9 protein-coding genes are annotated in these 11,944 nt (G+C 67.7%); 3 read left to right on the top strand and 6 right to left on the bottom strand.

The annotated features are described in order from the left end of the window. Window positions 1–45: 45 nt before the first annotated feature. A complete protein-coding gene (locus V8Z74_RS05495) occupies window positions 46–489 on the top strand; it encodes a universal stress protein (RefSeq protein WP_066470568.1) in 444 nt (147 codons plus the stop codon). A gap of 248 nt (window positions 490–737) precedes the next feature. Here the strand turns inward: V8Z74_RS05495 and V8Z74_RS05490 are convergent, their stop codons facing one another. The 4 genes from V8Z74_RS05490 to lgt all read right to left on the bottom strand — a co-directional run bounded on the left by V8Z74_RS05490 (window position 738) and on the right by lgt (window position 6,167). Further along, the gene (locus V8Z74_RS05490; RefSeq protein WP_349708455.1) at window positions 738–2,291 is read right to left on the bottom strand and encodes a malonate--CoA ligase; all 1,554 of its coding nucleotides are present in this window, start codon (window positions 2,289–2,291) and stop codon (window positions 738–740) included. Between the two features lie 223 nt (window positions 2,292–2,514). Continuing rightward, window positions 2,515–3,477 (bottom strand): Bug family tripartite tricarboxylate transporter substrate binding protein, encoded by a 963-nt coding sequence (locus tag V8Z74_RS05485; protein ID WP_349708453.1) that lies wholly within the window; start codon window positions 3,475–3,477, stop codon window positions 2,515–2,517. 185 nt (window positions 3,478–3,662) lie between these two features. Beyond that, window positions 3,663–5,087 carry a malonyl-CoA decarboxylase gene (locus V8Z74_RS05480; protein WP_349708382.1) on the bottom strand — a complete coding sequence of 475 codons (1,425 nt, stop codon included), beginning with the start codon at window positions 5,085–5,087 and terminating at the stop codon, window positions 3,663–3,665. Window positions 5,088–5,324: 237 nt separating this feature from the next. Continuing rightward, window positions 5,325–6,167, bottom strand: a complete 843-nt coding sequence (lgt, locus tag V8Z74_RS05475) for a prolipoprotein diacylglyceryl transferase (protein WP_349708381.1) — start codon at window positions 6,165–6,167, stop codon at window positions 5,325–5,327. A gap of 125 nt (window positions 6,168–6,292) precedes the next feature. Here lgt and V8Z74_RS05470 point away from each other — a divergent pair, with 125 nt between their 5' ends. Beyond that, the gene (locus V8Z74_RS05470) at window positions 6,293–7,357 is read left to right on the top strand and encodes a GlxA family transcriptional regulator (RefSeq protein WP_349708379.1); all 1,065 of its coding nucleotides are present in this window, start codon (window positions 6,293–6,295) and stop codon (window positions 7,355–7,357) included. Between the two features lie 147 nt (window positions 7,358–7,504). Further along, a complete protein-coding gene (locus tag V8Z74_RS05465) occupies window positions 7,505–8,704 on the top strand; it encodes an MFS transporter (RefSeq protein WP_349708377.1) in 1,200 nt (399 codons plus the stop codon). 70 nt (window positions 8,705–8,774) lie between these two features. Here V8Z74_RS05465 and V8Z74_RS05460 read toward each other — a convergent pair whose 3' ends face one another. Further along, window positions 8,775–9,716 (bottom strand): Bug family tripartite tricarboxylate transporter substrate binding protein, encoded by a 942-nt coding sequence (locus tag V8Z74_RS05460; protein WP_349708376.1) that lies wholly within the window; start codon window positions 9,714–9,716, stop codon window positions 8,775–8,777. 325 nt (window positions 9,717–10,041) lie between these two features. After that, entirely contained in the window at window positions 10,042–11,901 is a 1,860-nt protein-coding gene (gene ilvD, locus V8Z74_RS05455) for a dihydroxy-acid dehydratase (RefSeq protein ID WP_349708375.1), read from the bottom strand. Between the last annotated feature and the right edge of the window lie 43 nt (window positions 11,902–11,944).

Genomic DNA, 11,944 nt, shown 5'->3' with positions numbered 1-11,944 from the left:
TTTCATTGCATAGACCGTAGAAGCCCATCAAGAAAGGAGTTGCATATGTACAACCGCATCCTGATCGCCACTGACGGCACGGAGCTGTCCGACAAAGCAGTGCACAGCGGGCTGGACCTCGCGGCGCTTTGCGGCGCCAGCGTGATTGCGCTCAAAGTGGTGTCGCACTATCCGCGCAGCTACCTGGAAGGCAGCGACCTGCTGGACATCAAGGAAGCCAAGCGCATCGAGGAACAATGGACCCAGCAGGCCCAGACGCTGCTGGACGGCATCAAGGCCTTCGGCCATGAGCGCAAGGTTGCCGTGACCACCGAGGTCGTGCATTCGGACCTGGTGGCGGAGTCCATCGTGGAAGCGGCCAAGAAGCATGACTGCGACCTGATCGTCATGGCTTCGCATGGCCGCAAGGGCCTGCAGCGCCTGTTGCTGGGCAGCGAGACCCAGCATGTGCTGACGCACTCGCACATACCGGTGCTGGTGCTGCGCTGAAGCGCTGCATTGCGGCCGCCGCGCCAGGGCCGCAGCCCCAATGCCCTGCTCCTGGCGCTCTCAAAACAAAAGCAGCTCGCGCACGAGCTGCTTTTGTTTGGGGCATTTTCCATACTGGCTTGGCCTGCCCGCCTGCGCTAGCTGCTAGCAAATATGCAGTCAAGGCAAAGATCAATTCACTTTGCCATGCATAGCCGTTCGGCCGGTTTGTGCTTTTCCGGACCCGACCGGCCTTCCCGGCAGCCGGGTCATGCGAATTCCCGCGCGTACTGGTCGCGCAGCAGCTTTTTCTGCACCTTGCCCATGGTGTTGCGCGGCAGGCTGTCGACCACGTAGCAACGCTTGGGCACCTTGAAGTGGGCCAGCTGCGCCCTGAGCGTATCGATCACGGCCTGGCCATCGATCTGTGCCCCCGCGCGCGGCACGATGACCGCCACGCCGACCTCGCCGAAATCCGGATGCGGCACGCCGATCACGGCGCTTTCGTCCACGCCGGGCAGTTCGTTGATGAAGCCTTCCACCTCGGCCGGATAGACGTTGTAGCCGCCCGAGATGATCAGGTCCTTGCTGCGCCCCACGATGGAGAAATAGCCGCGCTCGTCCTGCATGCCCACGTCGCCGGTCTTGAACCAGCCGTCCGCCGTGAACTCCTCGGCCGTTTTCTCGGGCATGCGCCAGTAGCCCTTGAACACATTGGGGCCCTGCACCTGGATGTTGCCGATCTCGCCGCGGCCCAGCGGCTGCCCGTCGTCGCCCTGCACGCGCACGCCCACGCCGGGCAGCGGAAAGCCCACGGTGCCGCCGCGGCGCTCGTCCTGGTTGTCGAAGCGCGGATCGGCCGCATAGGGGTTGGAGGTGAGCATGATGGTCTCGCTCATGCCGTAGCGCTCCAGGATGGCGTGGCCCGTGCGCCGGCGCCAGGCGCGGAAGGTCTCGATCAGCATGGGCGCCGAGCCCGAGATGAACAGCCGCATGTGCGCCGCCTTCTCGCGGTCCAGCCGTGCATCGGCCAGCATGCGCACATACAGCGTGGGCACGCCCATGAAGACGGTGGCGTCCTTGAAGCGGTCGATCACAGCGGCAGGCTCGAACCTGGAGAACCAGATCATGGGGCTGCCGTTGATCAGCGCGCCGTGGATGGCCACGAACAGGCCATGCACATGGAAGATGGGCAGCGCATGGATGAGCACGTCGCCCTCCTGCCAGCCCCAGTACACCTTGAGCGTGGCCGCATTGGTCAGCAGGTTGCCGTGCGTGAGCATGGCGCCCTTGCTGCGCCCCGTGGTGCCGCTGGTGTAGAGGATGGCGGCCAGATCGTCGGCCCTGCGCGCCACGGGCTCCTGCGCATCGCCGTGGTGGGCCGCGCGCTCCAGCAGCGTGCCGGTACGGTCCGTGCCCAGCGTGTATACATGGCCCACGCCCCGGTTGAAGGCCAGCTTGGAGACCCAGCCGAAATTGCCGGGCGCGCAGACCACGACGGCAGGCTCGGCGTCAGAGATGAAATACTCCATCTCCGCCCCCTGGTAGGCCGTGTTGAGCGGCAGGAACACATATCCGGCGCGCAGCGTGGCCAGGTACAGCATCATGGCCTCGACCGATTTTTCCACCTGCACCGCAATGCGGCTGCCCTCGGGCAGCTGCAGCGACTGCAGCAGATTGGCCATGCGCGCGCTGCCGCGGTCCAGGTCCGCCCAGGTGTAGTACAGGCTTCGGCCATCGGGCTCCACGGCCTCGACGGCGATCTGCTCCATCTGCTTGGGAAACGCGGCGCGCAAGGCGCTGAAAAGATTGGCTTGAGGCATTTCGGTCATCGTGATTCGGTCGGACTCGGTAACTACGGAAGCAAAACAATGCCAGCCCATCATAGGGCCGGACCGGGTTCATTCCTGTCGCCCGCCGGGCAGGCGCCAGCGCGGCATCACCGCGCAAAGGCCAACGCCGCCGTGCGGCATGAAAGGCCCCGGCGGCGGCATCGTCCCACTGCGCGCCATCTCCTCGGAGGAAAGCCGCGCAGCAGCACGGGCGCTATGAATCAATCTTCACGCCGGCGGCCTTGACGACCTGCGCCCAGCGCTGGATTTCGCTGTGGATCATGGCGGCGAACTGCTGCTGGCTCAGCCTGCCGTAGTCGGCGCCGTTCTTGGCCCAGGCCGCCTTGATGTCGTCGGCGGCACCGATCTTCTGCACCTCGTCGATCATCTGCTGCTGCACGGCCGCCGGCGTGCCCCTGGGCGCCCACAGGCCGTACCAGGTGGTCACGGTGAAATCGGGCAGGCCGCATTCGCTGGCGCAGGGTACGTCGGGAAAGGCGGGGTTGCGCTGAGCGCCCGCCACCATCAGCGCCCGGATCCGGCCGCTCTTGATGTGCTGGGCCGAGGAGCCCAGGCCGTCGAACAGCATGTCCACATTGCCGGCAATCAGGTCCTGCAGCGCGGGTCCCGCTCCCTTGTAGGGGATGTGGGTGATATCGGTATGGGTCTGCAGCTTGAACAGCTCGCCGGCCAGATGGTGGGAGGAGCCCGGCCCCGCCGAGGCGTAGTTGAACTTGCCCGGATGGGCGCGTACATCGGTGAGCAGCGCCTGCAGTGTCGTATGCGGCACCTTCTTGGGATTGACCACGACCACCTGGGGCACGCTGGCCAGCAGCGCCAGCGGTATGAAGTCGCGCTCCAGGTCGTACTCGAGCCGGGGATAGACTGAAGGCGCGATCACGTGATGGGTGCCGCCCATGAAGAAGTTGTAGCCGTCCGCCGGTGCCTTGGCCGCGATGGCGGCGCCCAGCGTGCCGCCGGCACCGCCGCGGTTGTCCACCACCAGCGTCTTGCCCGTGGCCTTGGCGAACTGGCTGGAAAACGGCCGGGCAAAGGCGTCGGTGCCGCCGCCGGCCGGGAAAGGCACGACCAGGTTCACGGGCCTGGCAGGCCAGTCGCCGCCCGCCCGCGCCATGCCGGCCCAGCCGGACAGGCCTGCGGCTGCCACCGCCCCCATCGATCTGAGCAGTGCGCGCCGCCGCGCCTGCTCCTGTCCCCACTGCCCGCCCTCACCTGCGCACTCCTGCGGAAAAACCTGCATCGCATGCCTCCTGATGTGCAAGACCTGGCGCTTGCATGGATGCGCCGGCCCGCTTGTGGTTGGACAGCGCAGGGCAAAGACAGAGGCAGTTCAGGAACGCATCATCCTTTGCACAGGGATTCGATCTCCGAAGACACCGGAATCTTGCCCTGCGCCAACAGGCTGCGGTGCCTGTCCAGGCGCTTGAGGTCATACAGATAGTTGACCATCAGCCCCATGGACTGCTTGAGCCCCTTGGACGACAGGTCTGCCGCCCAGTTCAGGCGCTCCACGCGCGCACCGTTGCCAAGGTGAAAGCGTGCCACGGCATCCAGCGGACGGCCCTTGGCAGTTTCCCGGCCCAGGTAGCGGGCTGCGCAGAACAGGGCGACCTGCCGCACGGGAGATTTGTCCTTGAGCGATGCGGGGTCCTCCAGCGCGGCCAGCAGGTGCGCGGCATCCAGGCCGCCGGCGGCCTTCTCCAGCGCGGCCTTTTGCTTGTCGTCGAGTTCCTGCAGCACGGCATCGCCCTGCTTGGCCAGCCAGCCGCGCAGGCCCGGGATCGGCGACAGCGTGGCGAAATGCTTGAGCCTGGGGAACTCCTGGGTGAGCGTTTCCACCACATGCTTGATCAGCGAATCGCCGAAGCTCACGCCCTTGAGGCCGGTCTGCGTGTTGCTGATCGAATAGAAGATGGCCGTGTTGGCCTTGGCGATGTCCACCGCGGCGGCCGACTCGTCGAGCAGCGGCGCAATGCTGCCCGCAAGCTTGTCCAGCAGCGCCACCTCCACGAAGATCAGCGGCACGTCGGGCATGCGCGGATGGAAGAACCCGTAGCAGCGGCGGTCGCTGTCGAGCCGGTTCTTGAGGTCGGCCCAGCTGCGGATGTCGTGCACGGCCTCGTACTGGATCAGCTTTTCGAGCAGCGAAGCCGGCGAATCCCAGCTCAGGCGGCGCAGCTCCAGCAGCGCCACGTCGAACCAGCTGGAAAACAGATGTTCGAGTTCCGCATCCAGCGCCACATAGCGCTGTTCGGCCCTGGGCAGGGACAGCAGCTGGGCGCGCATGTCGACCAGAAAGCGCATGCCGCCCTGGGGCTGGGCAAAGCGCTGCAGCAGCCGCGTACGCGAGGACAGCAGCGCGCGGCGCAGGCGCATCTCGGCCTCGCTGCGCTCGGCATCGCTGCCCGCCTGATCATACTGCTGGCGCGCCGCCTGCAGCGCCTGGGCGTCGGGCCCGAACTGCTCGACGATCAGTGTCCAGAAATCCTTGCGCTCCGGCAGCGGGGCCTTGGCATACCACTCCATCAGCGCCTGGGCATGGCGGCCGCCCTCCACATCGCTGAGCGCGGCATCGGCCACCTGCTGCAAATCCTCCAGCAGGCGGCGCAACTCGCGTGGCGACAGGGCTTCCTGCCCGCGCCGCAAGGTGGCCTCCAGGCGCTGCGCCAGCGGGCGCTGCTCGGACTCCCCCTTGCCGGCTTTCCCGCCTTCCACGCCGCGCACCCACAACTTGGTCTGCTCAATCCAGTCTGCTGCCCAACTCATCTGCTGCCTTTGTTGTTTCAAATGCTCTCAATGCCGAAGCATATAACGCCTGCATGCATTGGCCTGCAGAGCATTATGGCCATGCATTCGGCGCCGCGGAGTCATCCAACATCCATCGCTGCAGCGCCGCAACAGCGAAACGGCGGCCCCCTCCATCAGGGTCTTTTCATCCCGGGATGGCCCGGCAATGAAAAACGCAGGCACGGGGCCTGCGTCGATGGAAGGGAAAGGAGCTCCTCAGCCCGCCGAGCGCTGCACCTCATAGGGCGCGCGCCTGCCGCACCACAGCCACATCGCGATACCGCCCACGATCATGGGCACGCACAGCCACTGGCCCATGCTCATGCCCAGCGACAGCAGGCCCAGGAAGTCGTCGGGCTCGCGGAAATACTCGGCCGTGAAGCGGAAGACACCGTAGCCCACCAGGAAGACCGCCGCCACCTGCCCCGGCCTGCGCTCCTTGCGGGCATAGAGCCACAGGATGATGAACAGCAGCAGGCCTTCGAGCAGGAACTGGTAGATCTGCGAAGGATGGCGCGGCAGCATGGAGCCGCTTTGCGGAAACACCATGCCCCAGGGCAGGTCGGGGCTGGCAAAGCGGCCCCAGAGCTCGCCGTTGATGAAGTTGCCGATGCGGCCCGCCGCCAGGCCCGTGGGCACGCAGGGCGCGACGAAATCGGCCACCTCCAGCCAGGGGCGCCGGCGCGAATGGGCAAACCACAGCATGGCCGCGATCACGCCCAGCAGGCCGCCGTGAAAGCTCATGCCGCCCTGCCAGACCGCAAAGATCTCCAGCGGATGCGTGAGGTAGTAGCCGGGCTTGTAAAACAGGCAGTAGCCGAGCCGCCCGCCCACGACCACGCCGACCACGCCGAGGAACAGGATGTCTTCCACGTCCTTGCGGGCCCAGGCCCTCTCGCCCGTCATGTATTTGAAGGGCGGATGGCGCAGGCGGCGCGTGCCCAGGAACAGGAACAGCGCAAACGCGGCCAGATAGGTCAGGCCATACCAGTGCACGGCCAGAGGGCCGATCTGCACTGCCACAGGATCAATGTGCGGATACATCAGCATGGCAGGCATTGTGCCGCAGTGCAGCACCCACCCGGCGAAACCGGCTCTGCCGGCAGTTAGCGCGCCGGTCCGGTGGCAGAAACTGTGCGGTCGATGTCATTGCTGCCACAGGCCATTGCCTGCACACTGCGCCCATGCCTTCACGCCCCACCCGCTCCAACAGCCGCCCCGCGGCCCAGCCGGCCCCGCCCCTGCCCCGGGCGCGGCCCGGGCACCGCATCCTCTGCACCGCCTACGAGGGCGCCATGAGCCTGGACATCACCGGCCCCATGCAGGTGTTTGCCACGGCCAACGATGTGCGCGCCCGCCAGGGGCTGGCGCCGTTCTATGAGCTGGCGCTGCTGGCCGCGCGCTCCGGCGCGGTGGCGACCAGCTGCGGCCTGCAGCTGCTGGCCCGCCAGGCATGGAGCGAATGCGCGCCGGACGGCAACTGCACGGTGCTGGTGCCCGGCGGCGACGGCGTGGAGCTGGCACAGCACGATGCGGGCCTGCGCCGGTGGTTGCGACAGGCGGAGCCCGTGGTGCAGCGCCTGGGCTCGGTCTGCTCGGGCGCCCTGGTCCTGGCCCGCGCCGGCCTGCTGCACCAGCGCACGGCAACCACGCACTGGTGCCGCATGGACGAGCTGAGGGGGATCCACCCGAGCATCGCCGTGGATCCGGACCGCCTGCACACCTACGAGGCCTCGCATCCGCAGGGACGCCACATCTTCACCTCGGCCGGTGTCACGGCAGGCATAGACCTCGCGCTGGCCCTGGTGGAGGACGACCTGGGCAGCGCTATGGCGCTGGCCGTGGCCCGGCATCTGGTGATGTTCGTGCGGCGCCCCGGCGGGCAGGCCCAGTTCTCGCCGCTGCTCACGCCCGAGCCTGCGCATGCGCCGCGCCTGGCCAGGCTGCTGGAGTGGATACCCGGGCAACTGGGCGGCGACCTCAGCGTGGAACGCCTGGCCGAGCAGTCCTGCCTGCCGCCGCGCACGCTGGCGCGCGTGTTCCGGCGCGAGCTGGGCACCACGCCGGCGCGCTATGTGGAGCAGGTGCGCGTGCAGGCTGCCGCCACGCTGCTGGGCCAGCGCCAGGCATCGGTGGCCACCGTGGCCCGGCTGTGCGGCTTCGGCCATCCCGAAAGCCTGCGCCGCAGCTTTCACAAGCACCTGTCGGTCAGCCCACAGGCCTTTGCCGAACGCTTCGGCACAGGCTGAATTCATAGGAAATCAGCAGCAAACGCTTTGCTGGCAAGCGCCAGCAGCTACTGAATCCATAACAAGCCCGATGCTCCCGCATGGCGCCATCCAGGTGCCAGGGGGGCGCTTTGCCCTTGCAAGCAAAAAAGAGAAGAAAGGAAAAACATGCTGCTTCGCTATCCCGCCCTGGGCCTCTTGAGCCTGGCCCAGGCGCTGTACTGGTCGTGCTCCATCATCGGCATTGCGCTCACGGGCCTGGTCGGCCAGCAGCTCACGCCCTGGCCCTGGCTGGCCACGCTGCCGCTGCTGGTCGTCGGCAATCTGCTGGCCATCGGGCGCCTGGCGCGCTGGATGCAGCGGCACGGCCGCGCGCGCGGCCTGCAGCGCGGCGCCCTGCTGGGCATGGCGGCGGGCCTGGTGGCGGCCTTGGCGCTCTACCAGCGCAGCTTCGTGCTGTTTGGCGCAGGCATGCTGCTGCTGGGAGCCTACCAGGCGTCGAGCGGCTTTTACCGCTTTGCCGCGCTCGACGGCGTGGATGCCGCGCACAGGGGGCGCGCCGCGTCCTGGGTGGTGGCCGGCGGTATTGCGGCCGCGCTGCTGGCGCCCAGCCTGGCGCTGCAGGCGCAGGGCTGGCTGCCCCTGCCCGCGCCCCTGCACATGGCCGGCGCCTATCTGGCCATCACGCTGCTGGCCGCCTGCGCCGCCGCGCTGCTGCACTGGCTGCCGGCGCCCGCACCGGCAAGCGCCGGGCAGGCCGGCGCGACGGCGGCCGAACTGGCCGGCCAGCGCAAGGCCTTGCTGCGGCGCCCTGCCATTCGCCAGGCTTTGCTCGTGACCGCCTGTGGCCACGGCCTGATGATTCTGGTCATGAACGCCACTCCGCTGGCCATGCACGGGCTGGGCATGGGGATGGCGCATTCCACCCATGTGATCCAGTGGCATGTGCTGGGCATGTTCGCCCCCTCGCTGCTGGCCGGCCCGGCCATCGACCGGCTGGGCGCCCGGCGCGTGGCCTGGCTGGGCACTGCGCTGCTGGCGGCGAGCGCCGCGCTGGCCCTGGCCGGACTGACGCAGCCGTACTTCCTGGCCAGCTCGCTGCTGCTGGGCGCGGGCTGGAACCTGATGCTGCTGGCCGGCACCACGCTGCTGTCGCAGGCCCATACCCCCGACGAACGCGCCGCAGCCCAGCCCCTGATGGAATGGAGCAACAACGGCATGGCCGCGCTGATGTCGCTGAGCTGTGGCGTGCTGGTGCAGACCCTGGGCTGGCGGGCCATCAATCTGGCGATGCTGGCGGCGATTGCGCTGCTGGCGGCCTGGCTGTGGCGCAGCGAGCGCCGGTTGCCCCGGCTGGCCGCCGTCTGAAAATAGAGAAAAACGTTCGCCAACCCTTATGCATGCCGCGCCGGCAGCTCCCGTTTCAGAAGCGCCATGCTCAGCGGCCTGCAGGCAGCTGGATCCGCTGCTCCTGCACGATTTCGCGCACGGTGCGCTCGGACTCTTCCATCATTTCCTGCAGGCGCTGCGGCGATCCGCCCAGGGCCTGCACGCCCATGGCCTGCAGCTTTTCCTGGACGGCGGGATCTGCCAGCGCCGCGTTGGCGGCCGCATTGAGCGTCTGCACCACGGCCGCCGGCGTGCCCCTGGGCGCGACCAGGCCGAACCAGGTGATGGCCAGGCTGTTGAGTCCCTCGTGGCCCAGCTCCCTGAGCGTGGGCACCTGGGGCAAGGCCGGCAGGCGCTGCTGCGCGGCCACGGCAAACGGAATCAGGCGGCCGGAAGCCACATGGGCCGCCGAGGAAGGGTACTGGTCGCTGAGCACCTGGGTCTCGCCGGAGAGCACGCTGCTGACCACGGGGCCCTGCCCCTTGTAGGGAATGTGGTGCAGCTGGATCTTGAGAGCGGCATTCATGCGCAGCACGATCAGGTGCCCGATCGAGCCCACCCCCGACGAACCGATATTGAGCTGGCCGGGCCTGGAGCGCGCCAGCGCCACGAACTGGCCGAAGGTATGCACGCCCAGTGCGGGATGCACCGAAAACACCGAGGGAATCGATGCCAGGGCGACAACGGACACGAAGTCCCGCGCCGGGTCGAGTCTGGACGACGGGGGCATCAGGACCGGATTGGCAGCCAGGGTGCTGATCGTGCCCAGGCCCAGGGTATAACCGTCGGCCGGAGCGCGGGCCACGGCTTCCGCGCCGGCCAGGCCGCTGCCGCCGGCCCGGTTGTCGACCACCACGGACTGGCCCAGCGGCGCGGCCATGGCATCGGCCACCACGCGAGCCACCATGTCGGTGGAGCCGCCCGGCGTGAACGGCACGACCAGCCGTATGGGGCGCTGCGGATACGGCGCGGGCGCGGCATGGGCCGGCACGGCAAGGCAGCAGGCCAGCAGGAGGCCGGCCAGCCTTGGCCTTGGCCTTGGCCTTGGCCTTGGCCCTGCCCCGGCCGTCCGAAAACGCCGGGCACGCGGCCCTGCGGGTGCCGCTTCATGGTTCACGCTTTGCTGCCGCATGCCTTCTGGCCCTGTTCGCCCGCCCTATCGTCAAGAATGCACTCCGCACCCGCCTGCGCCCAGGTCAGCCTTGCCGTCCTGGCGCGGCCCGGAGCAATAAAAAAAACCGCCGCAGGCCCGAAGGCAAGGCGGCGGTCGGATTGTCGGCCAACGCGCGCACGCGCGTTGACGCCAAGGTGAAAACTCAGTCCTCCAGCAAGGACAGATCGCGCACGGCGCCGGTATCGGCGCTGGTCACCAGCTTGGCATAGGCCTTGAGCGCGGCCGAGACCTTGCGCGGGCGCGGGTTGGCGGGCTTCCAGCCCTTGGCATTCTGCTCCTCGCGGCGCTTGGCCAGTTCCTCGTCGCTGACCAGCATGTTGATGGTGCGGCTGGGAATGTCGATGCGGATGCGGTCGCCGTTCCTCACCAGGCCGATGGCGCCGCCGGCGGCCGCCTCGGGCGAGCAATGGCCGATGGACAGGCCCGAGGTTCCGCCCGAGAAGCGTCCGTCGGTCAGCAGCGCACAGGCCTTGCCCAGGCCCTTGGACTTGAGGTAGCTGGTGGGATACAGCATTTCCTGCATGCCGGGGCCGCCCTTGGGGCCTTCGTAGCGCACGATGACCACGTCGCCGGCCTTGACCTGATCGTTCAGGATGTGCTCGACGGCCTCGTCCTGCGATTCGACCACATGGGCCGGGCCTTCGAAGACCAGGATGGACTCGTCCACGCCGGCGGATTTGACCACGCAGCCATTGAGGGCGATGTTGCCGGTCAGCACGGCCAGGCCGCCCTCCTTGCTGAAGGCGTGGTCGTAGGAGCGGATGCAGCCTTCGGCGCGGTCCAGGTCCAGGCTGGGCCAGCGGGTGTTCTGGCTGAAGGCGACCTGCGTGGGGATGCCGGCCGGGCCTGCCATGTAGAAGGTCTTGACGGCTTCGTCGCTGGTGCGGGTGACGTCCCACTGGGCCAGCGCCTCGCCCATGGTTTTGGCATGCACGGTGGGCACGTCGGTGTGCAGCTTGCCGGCGCGCTCGAGCTCGCCCAGGATGGCCATGATGCCGCCGGCGCGGTGCACGTCCTCGATGTGGTATTTCTGGGTGTTGGGCGCCACCTTGCACAGCTGGGGCACGACGCGCGAGAGACGGTCGATGTCGGCCATGGTGAAGCCGATGCCGGCCTCCTGGGCAATGGCCAGCAGGTGCAGGATGGTGTTGGTGGAGCCGCCCATGGCGATGTCCAGCGTCATGGCGTTCTCGAAGGCCTTGAAGCCCACGGAGCGCGGCAGCACGGACTCGTCGTCCTGCTCGTAGTACTGGCGGGCCAGTTCCACGATGCGGCGGCCGGCGCGCTTGAACAGCTGCTCCCGGTCGGCGTGCGTGGCCACCACGGTGCCGTTGCCGGGCAGGGACAGGCCCAGCGCCTCGGTCAGGCAGTTCATGGAGTTGGCAGTGAACATGCCCGAGCAGGAACCGCAGGTCGGACAGGCCGAGCGCTCCACCTGGGCCACCTGTTCGTCGGTGTAGTTCTTGTCGGCCGCGATCACCATGGCATCCACCAGGTCCAGCTTCTTGAACTCCATCACATGGGTGGTGGGGTTGGCCAGCTTGGTCTTGCCGGCCTCCATGGGGCCGCCGGAGACGAAGATCACCGGGATGTTCAGGCGCATGGCGGCCATCAGCATGCCGGGGGTGATCTTGTCGCAGTTGGAGATGCACACCAGCGCGTCGGCGCAGTGGGCATTGACCATGTATTCCACCGAGTCCGCAATGATGTCGCGGCTGGGCAGCGAATACAGCATGCCGTCATGGCCCATGGCAATGCCGTCATCCACGGCGATGGTGTTGAATTCCTTGGCCACGCCGCCCGCGGCCTCGATCTCGCGCGCCACCAGCTGGCCCAGGTCCTTCAGGTGCACGTGGCCGGGCACGAACTGGGTGAACGAGTTGGCAATGGCGATGATGGGCTTGTCGAAGTCGCCATCCTTCATGCCGGTGGCACGCCACAGAGCGCGTGCGCCGGCCATATTGCGGCCGCCAGTGGAGGTTTTGGAGCGGTATGCGGGCATGGGGTGAATCTGCTTGTAAGACGAAAACAGTCCATTATGTCCC

It is taken from the genome of Comamonas sp. w2-DMI (genome assembly GCF_040187735.1).
Taxonomy (GTDB): Bacteria; Pseudomonadota; Gammaproteobacteria; order Burkholderiales; family Burkholderiaceae_C; genus Comamonas; species Comamonas terrae.
Note: the sequence above shows the minus strand (reverse complement) of the source record. Positions and strands in the feature narration are given on the sequence as shown.

What these genes read in the sequence shown, in the direction of transcription:
- V8Z74_RS05495 (WP_066470568.1), top strand. Translation starts at nt 46, where the DNA reads ATGTACAACCGCATCCTGATCGCCACTGACGGCACGGAGCTGTCCGAC.
- V8Z74_RS05490 (WP_349708455.1), bottom strand. Translation starts at nt 2,291, where the DNA reads ATGCCTCAAGCCAATCTTTTCAGCGCCTTGCGCGCCGCGTTTCCCAAG.
- V8Z74_RS05485 (WP_349708453.1), bottom strand. Translation starts at nt 3,477, where the DNA reads ATGGGGGCGGTGGCAGCCGCAGGCCTGTCCGGCTGGGCCGGCATGGCG.
- V8Z74_RS05480 (WP_349708382.1), bottom strand. Translation starts at nt 5,087, where the DNA reads ATGAGTTGGGCAGCAGACTGGATTGAGCAGACCAAGTTGTGGGTGCGC.
- lgt (WP_349708381.1), bottom strand. Translation starts at nt 6,167, where the DNA reads ATGCCTGCCATGCTGATGTATCCGCACATTGATCCTGTGGCAGTGCAG.
- V8Z74_RS05470 (WP_349708379.1), top strand. Translation starts at nt 6,293, where the DNA reads ATGCCTTCACGCCCCACCCGCTCCAACAGCCGCCCCGCGGCCCAGCCG.
- V8Z74_RS05465 (WP_349708377.1), top strand. Translation starts at nt 7,505, where the DNA reads ATGCTGCTTCGCTATCCCGCCCTGGGCCTCTTGAGCCTGGCCCAGGCG.
- ilvD (WP_349708375.1), bottom strand. Translation starts at nt 11,901, where the DNA reads ATGCCCGCATACCGCTCCAAAACCTCCACTGGCGGCCGCAATATGGCC.